General features: G+C 65.5%; 13 protein-coding genes and 2 pseudogenes. 9 read left to right on the top strand and 6 right to left on the bottom strand.

Annotated features, from left to right (window positions below):
- Nucleotides 1–127 precede the first annotated feature (127 nt).
- From HWY30_RS13860 to HWY30_RS13880, 5 genes are all read left to right on the top strand, one after another.
- Nucleotides 128–3,589, top strand: coding sequence for a response regulator (locus tag HWY30_RS13860; protein WP_090809803.1), 3,462 nt, complete (start codon nucleotides 128–130; stop codon nucleotides 3,587–3,589).
- Nucleotides 3,590–3,623: 34 nt separating this feature from the next.
- Nucleotides 3,624–4,469: a CheR family methyltransferase gene (locus tag HWY30_RS13865; protein WP_090809805.1), complete on the top strand. Its 846-nt coding sequence runs from the start codon at nucleotides 3,624–3,626 to the stop codon at nucleotides 4,467–4,469.
- 10 nt (nucleotides 4,470–4,479) lie between these two features.
- Complete coding sequence (locus tag HWY30_RS13870) at nucleotides 4,480–5,121, top strand: chemotaxis protein CheB (protein ID WP_090809808.1); 642 nt, start codon at nucleotides 4,480–4,482, stop codon at nucleotides 5,119–5,121.
- 9 nt (nucleotides 5,122–5,130) lie between these two features.
- Nucleotides 5,131–6,258, top strand: a complete 1,128-nt coding sequence (locus HWY30_RS13875; protein WP_090809810.1) for a hybrid sensor histidine kinase/response regulator — start codon at nucleotides 5,131–5,133, stop codon at nucleotides 6,256–6,258.
- Between the two features lie 100 nt (nucleotides 6,259–6,358).
- Entirely contained in the window at nucleotides 6,359–7,183 is an 825-nt protein-coding gene (locus tag HWY30_RS13880; protein WP_090809812.1) for a helix-turn-helix transcriptional regulator, read from the top strand.
- Nucleotides 7,184–7,241: 58 nt separating this feature from the next.
- On the opposite strand, the pseudogene HWY30_RS13885 reads toward HWY30_RS13880, so the two are convergent.
- Nucleotides 7,242–7,624, bottom strand: a pseudogene (locus HWY30_RS13885) (hypothetical protein); the annotation flags it as partial.
- Between the two features lie 65 nt (nucleotides 7,625–7,689).
- On the opposite strand from HWY30_RS13885, the gene HWY30_RS13890 reads away from it, so the two are divergent.
- The 3 genes from HWY30_RS13890 to HWY30_RS13900 all read left to right on the top strand — a co-directional run bounded on the left by HWY30_RS13890 (nucleotide 7,690) and on the right by HWY30_RS13900 (nucleotide 10,838).
- Nucleotides 7,690–8,889: an amino acid aminotransferase gene (locus HWY30_RS13890; protein WP_090809814.1), complete on the top strand. Its 1,200-nt coding sequence runs from the start codon at nucleotides 7,690–7,692 to the stop codon at nucleotides 8,887–8,889.
- Between the two features lie 99 nt (nucleotides 8,890–8,988).
- Nucleotides 8,989–9,783: a class II aldolase/adducin family protein gene (locus HWY30_RS13895; protein ID WP_090809816.1), complete on the top strand. Its 795-nt coding sequence runs from the start codon at nucleotides 8,989–8,991 to the stop codon at nucleotides 9,781–9,783.
- A 71-nt stretch (nucleotides 9,784–9,854) separates the two neighbouring features.
- Nucleotides 9,855–10,838, top strand: coding sequence for a 2-dehydropantoate 2-reductase (locus HWY30_RS13900; RefSeq protein WP_090809818.1), 984 nt, complete (start codon nucleotides 9,855–9,857; stop codon nucleotides 10,836–10,838).
- Nucleotides 10,839–10,946: 108 nt separating this feature from the next.
- On the opposite strand, the gene HWY30_RS13905 is transcribed toward HWY30_RS13900, so the two are convergent.
- From HWY30_RS13905 to HWY30_RS13920, 5 genes and pseudogenes are all read right to left on the bottom strand, one after another.
- Entirely contained in the window at nucleotides 10,947–11,141 is a 195-nt protein-coding gene (locus HWY30_RS13905; protein WP_090809820.1) for a hypothetical protein, read from the bottom strand.
- Between the two features lie 21 nt (nucleotides 11,142–11,162).
- A complete protein-coding gene (locus HWY30_RS13910; protein WP_090809822.1) occupies nucleotides 11,163–12,899 on the bottom strand; it encodes an FAD-dependent oxidoreductase in 1,737 nt (578 codons plus the stop codon).
- A 128-nt stretch (nucleotides 12,900–13,027) separates the two neighbouring features.
- Nucleotides 13,028–13,246 (bottom strand): annotated as a pseudogene (locus HWY30_RS41620) (MocR-like pyridoxine biosynthesis transcription factor PdxR); the annotation flags it as partial.
- A gap of 124 nt (nucleotides 13,247–13,370) precedes the next feature.
- Nucleotides 13,371–14,090 carry a carboxymuconolactone decarboxylase family protein gene (locus HWY30_RS13915; RefSeq protein ID WP_341809932.1) on the bottom strand — a complete coding sequence of 240 codons (720 nt, stop codon included), beginning with the start codon at nucleotides 14,088–14,090 and terminating at the stop codon, nucleotides 13,371–13,373.
- Entirely contained in the window at nucleotides 14,047–14,475 is a 429-nt protein-coding gene (locus HWY30_RS13920; RefSeq protein ID WP_090809826.1) for a (R)-mandelonitrile lyase, read from the bottom strand. The genes HWY30_RS13915 and HWY30_RS13920 overlap by 44 nt, the downstream gene beginning before the upstream one ends.
- A 114-nt stretch (nucleotides 14,476–14,589) precedes the next feature.
- Here HWY30_RS13920 and HWY30_RS13925 point away from each other — a divergent pair, with 114 nt between their 5' ends.
- Nucleotides 14,590–15,495: a LysR family transcriptional regulator gene (locus tag HWY30_RS13925; protein ID WP_090809828.1), complete on the top strand. Its 906-nt coding sequence runs from the start codon at nucleotides 14,590–14,592 to the stop codon at nucleotides 15,493–15,495.
- Nucleotides 15,496–15,518 lie beyond the last annotated feature (23 nt).

Genomic DNA, 15,518 nt, shown 5'->3' on the forward strand with positions numbered 1-15,518 from the left:
TTCCGCGTCGCGCGCGTGCGGGTCGTCCTTGTATGATGACAGCGGTCGCATCGCGGCACTCAACACCGTGCGCAGACCCGAAAGATATTCCGCATCGACCCGATTCGCCATGCCACTTACAGAAAAAATGACCGCATCGCAGGCCGTCGATCAACTCCGTTTCCGCCGCATACTTCGCCGCAATATCGCGCTGCCTTTGGGCGTCGGCCTCGTCACGATGGCGCTGTTCGTCGGCTTGATCGCGTATCTCGTGTCGACGATGAACTGGGCCGAGCACTCCGGGCGCGTGATCGGCGACGCCAACGAATTGCTGCGGCTCGCGGTGGATCGCGAATCGTCGATGCGCGGCTTTCTGATCACCGGTAACGAGAGTTTCCTCGCGCCGTATGAAAACGGCGGCCCGAAATTCAAGGCACAGCTCGAAGCGTTGAAAAAGCAGGTCGCCGACAACCCGCCGCAAATCGAGCGGCTCAAGCAGATCGAGGTCTTGCAGGAGCGTTGGAGCCGCTTCGCCGAACAGATCATCGACGCGCGCCGCCGCAACCAGGACTATGAGAGCACGATCGCAGCGGGGCGCGGCAAGCTCGAATTCGACGAAATGCGCCGCGAATTCGGCGATTTTCTCGACGTCGAATTGCGCTTGCGCCAGCAGCGCGTCGAAGCGACGCGCAACGTGACGGCGACGCTGGTCGGCGTGTTCCTGCTGTTCAGCCTCGTCGTCAGCGGCCTGCTAGCGTGGCGAGGCCGTCGCGAACTGCTGGACCTGTCCGAGACCTACGACGACGTGCTGCGCCGCCAGGGCGAACAGACCGCGCTGCTCGAGCAGCAGGTCTGGTTGCGCTCGGGCCAGCGCCTGCTCGCGGACAAGGTCGTCGGCCAGACGAGCGCGCCGCTCGTCGGCCGCGCGATGCTCGAGTTTCTCGCCCAATATCTCGATGCGCTCGTCGCCGCGCTGTACGTGCGCGACAGGCAGAGCGGCACGCTGCGCCGCATCGCCGCGTACGGCTATAGCCGTGACAGCGAGCAGACGGCCGCTCTGAGTTTCGAGGAGGGTGAAACGCTGGTCGGCCAGGCCGCGCGCTCGCGCCGCACGCTGGTGTTGCGCGACGTGCCGGCCGATTACGTGCGGGTCGTGTCGGCGACGGGCAGCGGCGCGCCGCGCAATCTGCTGATCCTGCCGATCGACAACGACGGCCAGGTCAACGGCGTCGTCGAAATGGGCTTCCTGCGCGAGGTGACGCCGCGCGACGAAGAGTTCATGGAGCTGATCCGCCACAGCATGGGCAATTTTCTCGAGGCGGCGCTGTATCGCGAACGCCTGCAGGATGCGCTCGCCGAGACGCAGCAGCTGAACGAGGAGTTGCAGGTCCAGCAGGAGGAGTTGCGGGTCTCCAACGAAGGGCTCGAGGAACGCGGCCGCGCGCTGCTGGAATCGCAACGGCGCCTCGAAGCGCAGCAGGCCGAGCTCGAACAGACCAATGTGCGGCTCGAGGAATACGCGCTGCGGCTGGAGCGGCAAAAATCGGATCTGCTGCGCGTGCAGAACGATCTGGCGGCCAATGCGGAGCGCCTCGAACAGTCGAGCCGCTACAAGTCCGAGTTCCTCGCGAACATGTCGCACGAATTGCGCACGCCGCTGAACAGCTCGCTGATTCTCGCGAAGCTGCTGCAGCAGAATCGCAGCGGCAATCTGACCGACGAGCAGGTGCGCTACGCGGAGACGATCCACGCGTCGAACAGCGATCTGCTCGTGCTGATCAACGACATTCTCGACCTGTCGAAGGTCGAGGCGGGTCAATTGACGGTCGAGCACGAAACGGTGTCGATCGAGGCGACGCTGCAATCGCTCGAAGAAATGGTTCGTCCGATCGCGGCGACCAAGCACTTGCGTCTCGCCTTCGACAAGTTGCCGGGCACGCCCGATACGTTCGTCACCGACGGCCAGCGGCTCACGCAGATCCTGCGCAACCTGCTGTCGAACGCGGTGAAGTTCACCGAGCGCGGCGAGGTCACGCTCGAGGTCGCCAGGGTCGAGGACAACGTGCTGCGCTTCGACGTGCGCGATTCGGGCATCGGTATTCCGGCCGACAAGCTCGACCTGATCTTCGAGGCGTTCCAGCAGGCCGATGGCTCGACGAGCCGTCAATATGGGGGCAGCGGCCTCGGGCTATCGATTTCGCGCGAGTTCTCGCGGCTGCTGGGCGGGCGCATCACGGTGGCGAGCGAAGTCGGCAAGGGCAGCGTGTTTTCGCTGTGGCTGCCGCTCGACACCGCACCCGCCGCGGTGATCCCGCCAGCGAATGGTCTGGCAGGCCGGGCGCCGCCCACCGCGTCGCGCGAAGCCTTGCTGCCCGGCGCCGCCGAGCCCGCCGCCGCGTCGATAGCCGACGATCGCGACCATCGCACCCGCGCGGGCCGTCTGATCGTCGCGGTCGAAGACGATCCGCCGTTCGCCGCGATTCTGCGCGATCTCGTGCACGAACTCGACTTCGACTTCGTGCACGCGAGCGATGCCGCGAGCGGCCTCGCGCTGGTGCGCGACATGCGGCCGGCCGCGGTGCTGCTCGACGTCGGTCTGCCGGACCGCTCGGGCCTCACGGTGCTCGAATGGCTGAAGAACGATCCGCTGACTCGCCATATTCCGATCCATATCGTGTCGGCCACCGATCATGCCGACAAGGCGCTGCACCTCGGCGCGATCGGCTACACGCTGAAGCCGACCGCGCGCTCGACGATGGAGGCCGCGATCCGCCGCCTCGAAGCGCGGCTGCAACAGCGCCTGAAGCGCGTGCTGGTGATCGAGGACGACGCGCCGATGCGCGAAAGCATCCGCGCGCTGCTGCAAAGCGAGAACACCGAGATCGTCGCGGTCGCGACGCTCGCCGAGGCGTTCGAGCAACTGTCGGCGCTGACGTTCGACTGCGTCGTCACCGATCTCGCGCTGCCGGACGGCACCGGCTACGATCTGCTCGAACGCCTCGCCGCGAACAGCGCGCATGCATCGCTGCCGGTGATCGTCTACACGGGCCGCATGCTGTCCGGCGAAGAGGAGCACCGGCTGCGCCGCTACTCGAAGTCGATCATCATCAAGGGCGCGAAATCGCCGGAGCGTCTGCTCGATGAAGTCACGCTGTTTCTGCATAGCGTGGAGTCGTCGCTCGCGCCGGAGCAGCAGCGCATGCTGCGCACCGTGCGGCAACGCGACAATGCGTTCGAGGGCCGCACGATCCTGCTCGCCGAAGACGACGTGCGCAACATCTTCGCGCTGTCGCACGTGCTGGAGCCGCTCGGCGCGAAACTGCTGATCGCGCGCAACGGCCGCGAGGCGCTCGACGAACTGGAGAACGGGCCGGAAGTGCATCTGGTGCTGATGGACATCATGATGCCCGAGATGGACGGCCTGACCGCGATGGGCGAGATTCGCCGCAATCCGCGCTTCGCGCATCTGCCGATCATCGCGCTGACCGCGAAGGCGATGGCGAACGATCGCGCGCGCTGCCTCGAAGCGGGTGCCGACGACTACGTGTCGAAACCGATCGACGTCGACAAGCTCGTCGCGCTGTGCCGCGTGTGGCTGCGGCAGCGCTGACGGCGCGAGCGTTGGCACGCAAGCGAGCAATGCGATGAAACCGTCCGCATCTGAGGTACCGCACCGCATCAGCGATTTCGACATCGAGCTGCGGCTGCTGCTCGAGGCGATCTATCTGAAGTATCAGCACGACTTTCGCCACTACGCGATGTCGTCGCTGCGCCGCCGCCTCACGCAGGCGCTCGATGAATTCAACGTGGAGACGCTGTCGCAATTGCAGGACCGCATCATGCGCGACGGCTACGAGTTTTCGCGGCTGTTCCGCTACCTGACCGTGCAGGTCAGCGACATGTTTCGCGATCCGTCGTATTTCCTCGCGCTGCGCGAGCATGTGCTGCCGCGTTTGCGCACCTACCCGTCGATCAAGGTGTGGGTCGCCGGATGCAGCACCGGCGAAGAGCTGTGGTCGCTGAAGATCCTGTTCGACGAGGAGGGTCTCACCGAGCGCACGCTGTTCTACGCGACCGACATCAACCCCGACGCGCTCGCGCGCGCGGAGGCGGGCATCTACGCGCTCGAACGCATCCAGGGCTTCACGCAGAACTATCTGGCGGCGGGCGGCACGCGTTCGCTGTCGGACTACTATCATGCAGCATATGGCGGCGCGCGCTTTGCCGGCTCGCTCAAAGAGCGCGTGGTGTTCGCCGATCACAGCCTGTCCACCGACGAAGTGTTCCTCGAAGCGCATCTGGTGTCGTGCCGCAACGTGCTGATCTATTTCGATCGCGGCTTGCAGGATCGTGCGTTGGGGCTGTTCGAGAACGCACTGGTGCGGCGCGGCTTTCTCGGCCTGGGCAGCAAGGAAACCCTGCGGTTTTCACGTCACTACCCGGCGTTCGACGAGTTTCGCGCGGCCGAACGCATTTATCAGAAGCGTTAGCGAGGTCGCGATGCCACGCTCGACCAGTGAACCCCCGCCCACCCAGGCCGCCGACGCCAGCGCCGCGCGGACGCACGCGCGCCGCGGCTATCAACTGGTCGTGATCGGCGGGTCGGCGGGCGGCATCGAGGTGCTCAAGGTGCTGCTCGCCGCGCTGCCCGCGCGCTTCGCGGCAGCCGTGATGATCGTCGCGCATCTGCCGCCCGATTCGCCGAGCTATCTGGTGCCGGCGATCGCGCATCGCTGCGCGCTGCCGGTGGTCGAACCCGATGCGGGGGAGCTGATTCTGCCGGGCCGCGTGTACGTCGCGCCGGCCGGTTATCACATGCTCGTCGAAGTGGACCGCACGGTCGCGCTGTCGACCGCCGCGGCGGTGCGCTTCTCGCGGCCGTCGATCGACGTGCTGTTCGAATCGGCCGCCGCGGTGTACGGCGAGCGGCTGCTCGCGATCCTGCTGTCCGGCGCCAACGACGACGGCGCGCACGGGCTCGAACGCGTGCGCGCGCTCGGCGGCACCGCGTGGGTGCAGGATCCCGGCAGCGCCGGTGCACCGGAGATGCCGCGCGCGGCGATCGAGCGCGGCGCGGCCGACGCGATCTACAATCCCGCAACCCTGGCGAAGCGCCTTGCCGCGCTGCCGACTTCCCTCTGATCCGGTGCCATGACGAACTCACCTGTGAACATCCTGATCGTCGACGACATCGTCCACAACATCACCGCGCTGCAAGCGTTGCTCGCGCGGCCCGACGTCGCGGTGCTGGTCGCCGACTGCGGCACCGCCGCGCTCGATCTGCTGCTCAAGCACGAAGTCGCGCTGGCGATTCTCGACGTCAATATGCCCGGCATGAACGGCTTCGAGCTGGCCGCGCTGATGCGCGGCAGCCCGCGCACGTCGCACGTGCCGATCATCTTCCTGAGCGCGACCGCGCAGGACGCGTCGCGCACGTTCCGTGGCTATGAGGCAGGCGCGGTCGACTTCCTGTACAAGCCGTTCGATCCGCGCATCCTGCAGTCGAAGGTCGACGTGTTCGTGCAGCTGGAGCAGCAGAAGCGCGAGCTCGCCGCGCAACTGGTGACGACGCGCCAGATGCTCGAAGCGAACGAAATGCTGATGGCGGTGCTCAGCCATGATCTGCGCACGCCGCTCGGCGCGGTGCTGGCGTCGGCGGAATACCTGATGCGCACGGCCGCCGACGAGCAGGCCGCAACCGTCGCCGCGCGCGTGAAGAACAGCGCCCTGCGCATGGCGCGGATGGTCGATCAACTGCTGAACCTCGCGCGCCTGCAAGGCGGACGTCTGCCGTTGCAGCCGCGCTCGATCGAGCTCGCGACGCTGTGCCGCTCGGTCATCGACGAATTCGCATCGCAGAAGAGCGGCAAGCAGATCGTGTTCACCTGCACCGGCAATACGGCCGGCGCGTGGGATACCGATCTCGTGTGGCAGGCGGTGTCGAATCTCGTCAGCAACGCGCTGCATCATGGGGCGCCGGAGGGCGATATCGGCGTGGAGGTCGATGGCGACGCCGAGGATTGCGTGCGCCTGAAGGTGTCCAATCGCGGCACGATTCCGGCGGAGGTGTTTCCGCATCTGTTCAAGGCGTTCGTGTCGAACGGCAACGGCGCGCGCTCGCGCGAAGGGCTCGGGCTCGGTTTGCATATCGTGCAGCAGATCGCGCGCATGCATGGCGGCGACGTCAGCGTCGTATCCACGGACGAGTCCGGCACGACCTTTACGATCGAATTGCCGAGGACGGTGGCGTTGCAGCGGGGGTCGTTTACCCGGCGATAAAGCATCGCCAGGCCGGCGATCACGCCGGTGGGCCACCGCGTGCCCGCTGTGCTACGCTTGCCGCAACCCAATTCACGCAGCGCAAGCACGAATCCCCATCATGCGTTCCTGGCGCCTCGCATCACCGCAGCGCAGCGGTCAGATCAGCACCGCGCGCGCCACCGACCTCGTCATGGCGATCTCCCACCCGGATGCCGACGCGCTCGCCGCGAGCATTCTGCTGACGGTTGGCGAATCGTTGTCGCTGCCCGTCTCGCAGTGCACGATCTTCGCGTATGAGTTCGACGCGCGGCCCCGTACGGTGTCGGCGGCCGACCATCGCGGCGGGCATTTTCTGCGCGACGTCGCCGAACGCTACGCCGCGCATTTCTATGCGCTCGACGGCAATCGCGCGATCATCGGTCAATCGAACCACAGCCGGCGCACCGCTTCGCGCGATGCGCTGGTGCTGCATCAGCAGCGCGGCGACGAAATCGAAAACGAAGCGTATCGCGCGGCCTGCTACGCGCAGCCGAACGTATCCGACCGGCTGTCGTTGCTCGTGCAGCCGGCGGATAGCGTGTGGCTGTCGATCAACCTGTATCGCGACCGCGCGTACGGCGTGTTCGCGCCGGGCGAACTGGAGCGGATCGAAAGCGTCGCGCCGCTGTTCGCGCATGCGGCGAAGGGCCAATACGCGCTGAACGGGCAACATCAGCAGGGCACCGGTGCGGCGATGCTCGCGCGCGTGCGGCGCTTATGTCCGACGCTGACGCCGCGCGAGCTCGACGTGTTGCGTGGCACGCTCGATGGCGCGAGCGCGGCCGAGATCGCCGGGCAGATGGGCGTGAAGCGGGCGAGCGTCGTCACGTACCAGAAGCGCGCGTACGCGCGGCTCGGGATTTCAAATCAGCGGCAACTGTTCGCGCTGTGTATGCAGCCCTAGCTGCACATCTGTCGAAACTCGCGCCGAAGCGCGCGTCGCATCGCGCTTCGAGTCCGCTTCAACTCCGCTTACCCCGCGCCTCGTCCTGCGTCTCCCGATCCCAGCGTTTCAACCACGGCATCACGAAATCCGCGAAGCCGTCGGCCGATGGCGACAGCGCACGCTTGGTCGACCGATACACGCACACCTCGCGAATCGTTTCAGGATCGACGATGCGCCCCATCACGAGCTATCGCAGACGCGCACGACCACCTTCGGCTTGTCGCGCGCGTATTCGGCGATCGCCGCGGGCAGCGCCGTCGACGCGATGACGAGCGGCGCGCCGACCCGCACGATGCCGGCCGCGCGGTTGCGGATATGATTGTGCGCGGCGCGTCGACGACCGACACTCGTGCGGGTCGACTTGGCCCGGCAAACCCGCTTAGACTCAAGGTTTGCCCTGTCGTCCCGCGGCGCGCGGACGACCGCTACAACAGGCCTGCAGAGGCCGTCTTCAAGGACCCGTCATGTTCGACCATATTCCCGCCTATCCGGGCGACCCGATTCTGAGCCTGAACGAAGACTTTCAGCTGGACCCCCGGCCGAACAAGGTCAACCTCAGCATCGGCATCTATTTCGACGACGCCGGCAAGCTGCCGGTGATCGACGCGGTGCGCCGCGCCGAAACCGCGCTGCTCGACGCGATCGGCCCGCGCTCGTATCTGCCGATGGCGGGTCTGCCGCTCTATCGCGACACCGCGCAGGCGCTCGTGTTCGGCGCCCACAGCGCGGCGCGCGCCGAAGGCCGGATCGCGACGCTGCAAACGCTCGGCGGCTCGGGCGCGCTGAAGGTCGGCGCCGATTTCCTGAAGCGCTATTTCCCCGGCTCGCAAATGTGGATCAGCGATCCGAGCTGGGAAAACCATCGCGTGGTGTTCGAAGGCGCGGGCCTCACGGTCAACACCTATCCGTACTACGACGCGCAGACGGGCGGCCTGCGCTTTGCCGACATGCTCGCCGCAATCGACGCGCTGCCGGAAAAGAGCATCGTCCTACTGCACGCGTGCTGCCATAACCCGACGGGCGTCGATCTGAGCCCGTCGCAATGGGCGGAACTGGTGCCGGTCTTGCAGCGCCGCAAGCTGATCGCGTTCGTCGACATGGCCTACCAGGGTTTCGGCGCGGGCCTCGAAGAAGACGCCGCGCCGGTGCGCCTGCTCGCCGACGCGAACGTGCCGCTGATCGTCGCGAACTCGTTCTCGAAGAATTTCTCGCTTTACGGCGAGCGCGTCGGCGCGTTGAGCGTGGTCTGCAAGAGCGCCGACGAAGCGGCGCGCGTGGCGGGCCAACTGATGTCGGCGGTGCGCGCGAACTACAGCAATCCGCCGACGCACGGCGCGCGCCTCGTCGCCAACGTGCTCGCCGATGCGACGCTGCGCGCGTCGTGGGAAGCCGAGCTCGGCGCGATGCGCGAGCGCATTCTGGCGATGCGCAAGGTGATCCACGCCGGACTCGACGGACGCGTCGATGAAGTGATGCGCGCGCGCTATATCGCGCAGCGCGGCATGTTCACGTATACGGGCCTGTCCGAAAGCCAGGTCGAGCGTCTGCGCAACGAATACGCGGTGTACGTGCTGCGCTCGGGCCGCATGTGCGTCGCCGGGCTGAACGCGCGCAACGCGGACTATGTCGCGTCGTCGATCGCGGCGGTGGTGTCGGGCGCCTGAAGCGCTCCGGCGCTCGGGGCCGCTGTTACGGCACGCGTGAATATGATGGGCGGCGCGCACGGGCGCGCCGTCACAACGACAATTTTGGAGACACCGACGATGGCCACGACCCTCGAAGCGCAACCGGCGAGCCCGCCCAGATCGGCCGCGATGCATCCGGACGAATGGCAGGCGCGCGTGCAACTTGCCGCGTGCTACCGGATTTTCGATCTGCTCGGTTGGACCGAGATGATCTACAACCACATCACGCTGCGCGTGCCCGAAAGCGTCAGCGGCCCGGAGCGCCAGTTCCTGATCAATCCGTTCGGGCTGCACTACAGCGAAGTGACCGCGAGCAATCTGGTGAAGATCGATGCGCAGGGGCGCGTGCTCGATGGCTCGCCGTATCCGGTGAATCCGGCTGGCTTCGTGGTGCATGCGGCGCTTCACGAGGGCTTGCCCGACGCGCACTGTGTGATGCATACGCATACGACGGCGGGCGTCGCGGTCGCCTGCCTCGAAGAGGGCCTGCAGCAGACCAACTTCTATAGCGCGCAGTTGCACGACCGGATCGCGTATCACGACTTTGAAGGCATCACGATTCATGCGGAAGAGGGGCCGCGGCTGCTCGCGCATATCGGCGACAGGCAGGCGGTGATCCTGCGCAACCACGGTCTGCTATCGTGGGGCCGGACGTTGCCGCAGACCTTCGCGATTCTGTGGACGCTGAATCGCGCGTGCGAAGTCCAGGTGGCGACGTTCTCGATGGGCCGCGCTCGGCCGGTGCCGGAGGAGGTCGCGATTCGCTGCTCGCGCGACGCGCTGCAGTTCGATCCGCGCCACGGCGCCGGACAGGACGTGTTCGATGCGCTGGTGCGGCGGGTCGACCGGATCGATGCGAGTTTCCGGCAATGATTGAAGCCACGCGTAAAAGAGCGCGACAATCGACGCTGCAATAATCACAGCAACAGGCAAGGATTCAGGCGATGAAAGTAGCGATCTACGGCGCCGGCTCGATCGGCGGCTGGATGGGAGTGAAGCTCGCGCAGGCGGGCCATCGGGTCAGTGTGGTCGCGCGCGGCGCGACGCTCGACGCGGTGCGCCAGCATGGTCTGCGGCTGATCGAAGGCGGCGTGATCTACGCCGAGCAGGTGAAGGCGAGCGACAAGCCGGCCGATCTCGGCGTGCAGGAACTCGTCGTGATCGCGGTGAAGGGTCCGGCGATGGCGACCGTGGCTGCGCATATCAAACCGCTGCTCGGCCCCGAGACGATCGTGCTGACGGCGATGAACGGCGTGCCGTGGTGGTTCTGCGACGGCCTGGGCGGCGAACTCGCCGGCCAGCGCCTGAAGACGATCGATCCCGACGGCGCGATCAGCGCCGCGATCCCGGCCGCGCAGACGGTCGGCTGCGTCGTGCATGCCAGTTGCCTGATCGACGCGCCCGGCGTGGTCCGGCATCACCAGGGCAACGGGCTGATCGTCGGCGAGGCGTCGGGCAAGCCGAGCGAGCGTGTCGAGCTGCTCGCCGCGCTGTTGCAGGCGGCGGGCTTCCATGCAACGGCTTCGGCGCAGATCCAGCGCGACGTGTGGTTCAAGCTGTGGGGCAACATGACGATGAACCCGGTTAGCGCGATCACCGGCGCAACGACCGACCGGATCCTCGGCGACGAACTCGTGCGCGGTTTCGTCACGCACATCATGCTGGAGGCGAAGGAAATCGGCGCGCGCTTCGGCATCCCGATCGACCAGGCGCCCGACGACCGTCACGCGGTCACGCTGAAACTCGGCGCGATGAAGACATCGATGTTGCAGGACGTGCAGGCCGGCAAGGCGGTCGAACTCGATGCGCTGGTCGGCGCGGTGCGCGAACTCGGGCAACTGACGCGCGTGCCGACGCCGTATACGGATGCGTTGCTCGGACTCGCGCGGCTGCATGCGAGTACGTTGGGCTTGTATCCGAGGCAGTGAGGTCGGTCTGCCAGCGCCCGTTCTGTTGTGATGGCTGTAATTCCCTCGCACTGCTGCGGTATTGCCGTTACCGCCTCTAGCGAACCGCCTCCAGGTAGGCGGTTTCTTTTACCCCCGCCAGGCCGTGGCGGCAGCCGGCAGCTTCGCCGCTTCGATCAACGACAACGCGCGCCGCGAGTCGTCGAGTTCGGTCAGGCACAAGAGCGCGAGGCGCGCGAGATACAGCGACGCCTGCGCCTCGCCTTCGTGGGTCAGCGTGTTGCACAGCGTCGTATAGACGAGGTCGAGATCGGAATCGGTCATGATGTCGAAGGTCCTTGCGCGTTAGTTCTGCTGTGTCAGCGTGGCATCGAGCGCGCGCAGAACGGCCGCCGCGCTGCCGTTGCGCCAGCGCGCGAGCACGTGGCCGTCGGGGCGGATCAGATAGACGGTGCCGGGCTGTGCGTCGAGCATGTCGTGCAGGCGGCCGGTTGGGTCGATCGCTCGAGGGCTGTTTGCCGATTGCGCTTCGGCCGTGACGATATCGATCACGTTGAACGGAATGCCCCGGCTGGCTAGCGTGCTTTGCAGTTGCCGCCACGCGTCATCATCGTTCGCGTGGTCTGCGTCGAAGCGCAGCGCCGTGAAGCACGGTCCGAGCAGATCGGTTAGATGAATGCCGAGCCGTGCGCCATCTTGCGATTGTTTGAGCAGCCTGCCCTCGGGCAGCACGGTACCCGGCGCGGGGCCGCGATCGAACGCATCGGCTCCGTCGCCTGCGAAGTTCAGCGGCGATTGCCGATACGCGATTGCATGCGTCTGGCGCGGATTGATCAGCGGCCGCACCGCCGCATGCCGCTCGGCGAGCCCGAGCACGGCCGTGCGCAGCAAGTCGAACGCGAAGGTCGGCGGCGCCATGAATTCGGTACTTTTCATGCCGTAGCTCAGGTTCTCGCGCGCCGCGTACACACGTTCGTCGCTATAGCTATCGAGCAGCGCTGGCGACGCGCTCCCATTGATCACGCAGCCGAGCTTCCAGCCGAGATTGTCGGCGTCGTCGATGCCGGAGTTCGCGCCGCGCACGCCGAAGATCGGCACCAGATGCGCGGCGTCGCCCGCGAATAGCACGCTGCCATGCCGATAGCGTTCGAGCGTCAGCGCATTGGCCTTGTAGATCGTGATCCAGATCGGCGACCAGGTGCCGGCTTCGCCCATCGAGTCGAGCAAGTTTTGCACGCGCGGTATCACGTTCCCGGGTAGCACGGCGGCGTCGGGGTCTTCGTCGTCGCGTAACTGATAGTCGATGCGCCACACGTTGTCAGGCTGCTTGTGCACGAGCACCGTCGAGCCCGGATTCGACGGCGGATCGAAGTACGCGAGCCGTTCGGTCGCGCGCGTGCTGTCGAGTTCGATATCGACGATCACGTAGCGGCCTTCGTAGGTCGTGCCTGTGAGCTTCAGCCCGAGCAGGTCGCGGATCGTGCTGCGTCCGCCGTCGCAGGCGACGACCCACGCAGCGTCCATCTGCCAGCTTTTGCCTTGCGGATCGGCAGGATCGGCGCTGCGCAAGGTCAAGCTCGCGCCGCCCTGCGGCCGTTGCTCGAGGCCCGTCACACGCGTTTGCCAGCGCACGTCGATCAGATCGGCGTGCCGTTCGATCTCGTCGAGCAGCAACTGCTCGATCTGATACTGCGCGATATTGATCATCGGCGGCAGCGACTGCTCGTCGTCCTGATGCATCGCGAAGCGAAACACCTCGGTGTCGCGATAGAAACTGCGCCCGCCGGTCCACGCCAGCCCCTTTTGCAGAAAACCGTCGACGACGTCGAGCCGCTTGAAGATTTCGAGGCTGCGTCGCGAGATGCAGATCGCGCGGCTGCCGGTGCACACGCTGTCGTCCGCCTCGATCAGCACCGAGCGCACGCCTTGGCGCGCGAGTGCAAGCGCGAGCGTCATGCCGACCGGACCGCCGCCGACGATCGCGACGGCGCGCGCTTGTGGATCGCGTCCGTCGATGAGCGGCGGCACCACGGCCGGATAGCGGCGCGGGGCGAACGGATAGGGCTTGAACGGGCGGGTCATGCGTGTCTCCAGTTTGCTTGCGTTATCGGTGCAGTATGCGTCAGCGTTCGCGCGCGGCTGTCCTCATTTTGGGTACAGCGCCGCGCGCGAGCCTGAGGAGTGGTAGAGACCTGGACCTTCGCCGCTCGTTAGCCGTCCAGACAGGCGCGCAAGCTCCGCGCGAGGTGGCCCGCCTCACCTGCATTGGCGATGTTTGCGAAGCCCATCACAACGCCACGCGGCGTGCTACGCGTGTGACCATTCGCGTACCAGACCGAGAGCGGCAGAACGGCGAGCCCCGCTTCGCGGGCGCGCGCCGCAACCGCGACGTCGTCGACCGGGCCATCAGGGCCGTCGACGAAGTGAAGACGCGGTCCCTCACTGATGTTTGTTCGAGCTTCCGCGGTGCCAGTGCAGCATCCGGGCCGACGAGCTTCCACCTCGGTCGGAAAAACGCGGCTTCCCAACCGGTGGACGATCCGGCATCGACGTTTATGCCGCTCGCTTCGCGAATACATCCTTGAACACGGGCATCGCCGAAAAGACGTTCGGCCAGCCTGCGTAAAAGGCGAGCTGCGTCAGCATTTCGGACGCCTCGTCCTTCGTCAGACCGTTGTCCATGGCACGGCCGAGGTGATACGGAATCTGCGCGACCTGACCGCTGGCAACCAGGGCGCTCACCGTGACCAGGCTCCGGTCGCGTGGAGCGAGTCCTGGACGCAGCCAAAGGTCGCGGAACAGCACATCGGTCGTGTACTGAACAACGCCGGGAGCGACCGAGCCGAAGCTTTGCTCGACCGCCTGCGCACGCTGTTGCTCTGCGACTTCGTTCAGTGGTAGCGGCTCGACATCGGCCCGAGGGACCTGATCGATACCGATGTCACGTTCATCGAAGATACGCTTCGTGACGACAGCCGCTGCGGTCGCATTTCCCCAGCCGGAATAGAAGGCGAGGTGCGTGATCATTTCCGAAATCTCGGCAGGCTTCACACCGCTATCCAGCGCCAACCGGAGATAGAACGGCATCTCGATGGTCTGGTTGCGGGCGATGAGCACCGACAGCGTCACGATGCTCCGGTCTCGCGGTGACAGTTGCGGCCTCTTCCAGAGGCCGCCGAGCACGGTCTGGCTCGTATAACGCGCGAATGCCGGAGAAACGGGAGTGAGATCAACTTGTGACAATGGATCTTGCATGTTTCCAGTCCTTTCCATACTGCTCGTCCGTGACCTTCTCCAGCCATTCGACGTTCTTGCCGTCGAGCGCTTCCTGAATGGCGATATGTGTCATCGCGGTCGTCGAAGTTGCGCCATGCCAATGCTTGTGGCCAGGCGGGCACCAGATCACGTCACCAGCCCGGATTTCGACGCGCGGCTCGCCTTCGCACTGGGTCCAGCCACAGCCGGCCGTAACGATCAAAGTCTGGCCGAGCGGGTGGGTATGCCAGTTAGTCCGCGCTCCCGGCTCAAAAGTGACGCTCGCGCACGAAACGCGTGCCGGCGGAGGCGGAGCGTTCAGCGGGTCGAGCCGCACCGTGCCCGTAAACCATTCTTCAGGGCCTTTCTTCGAGGGCTGGAAGCCCGCGCGTTTCAATTCCATGACTGTTCCTCGTCGGTATCGTCGGGGCGATATGCCACTGCTGTTAATCTAACTCCTGGCAATTGATGCGACTAGATCACAATATCGGGATGCCCTTATGCTGTGGAGCATTAATTGAAAGAGGATTTCAACGATCTGGTCGGCTTCATGAACGTTGCGCGTGAGCGCAACTTCACGCGGGCGGCCGCGCAACTGGGAGTCTCGCAGTCGGCCTTGAGCCGGACGGTTGCCGGCCTTGAAAAGCGGATGGGCCTTCAGTTACTGATGCGCACTACCCGGAGTGTCTCGTTGACGGAGGCAGGCGAACGGCTACTGGCGGCGATTGCACCGCGTTTTCAGGAAATCGAAGCGGAGGTCGATTCCTTGCGCGCGATGACGAGCCGTCCAGGCGGAACTGTCCGGATCACGACCACCGACTACGCGGCAAACTCGTACGTTTGGCCGCGTCTGCAACCGTTGCTGCGCCAGTATCCGGATCTGAAGATTGAATTGCTCAATGACTACGGGTTAGCCGACATCGTCGCGGATCGGTACGACATCGGCGTGCGGCTAGGCGACCAGGTGGCCAAAGACATGATCGCGGTGCGAATCGCGCCTGACATGACGATGGCAATCGCGGGCTCTCCAGGCTACCTGCAATCGACCGCACCGGCGAAGACGCCGCAGGATCTAACGCTGCACAACTGCATCAATCTTCGATTGCCAACGCGAGATTCACTGCTCCCGTGGGAGCTACGGAAGGGGCGGCGAGAACTGCAGGTGCGGGTCGAAGGGCAGCTCACCTTCAATAGCGTCTACCAGATGATGGACGCAGCGCTTGGCGGGTTTGGGCTCGCGTACGTGCCCAAAGACCTGGCTGAGGTGCATGTCCGGGCCGGGCGCTTGAATTGGGTGCTGGAAGACTGGTTTCCCACGTTCGTCGGACATCACGTCTATTATCCAAGTCGCCGCAAATCATCCCGGGCAGTCGAGCTTGTGGTGGACGCATTGAAGAGCGGTTATCAGCGTCGAGCGCAGTGACCGCCAAATGGCGATCACGACGC

This window comes from Paraburkholderia tuberum STM678, from assembly GCF_902833905.1.
Lineage (GTDB): Bacteria > Pseudomonadota > Gammaproteobacteria > Burkholderiales > Burkholderiaceae > Paraburkholderia > Paraburkholderia tuberum.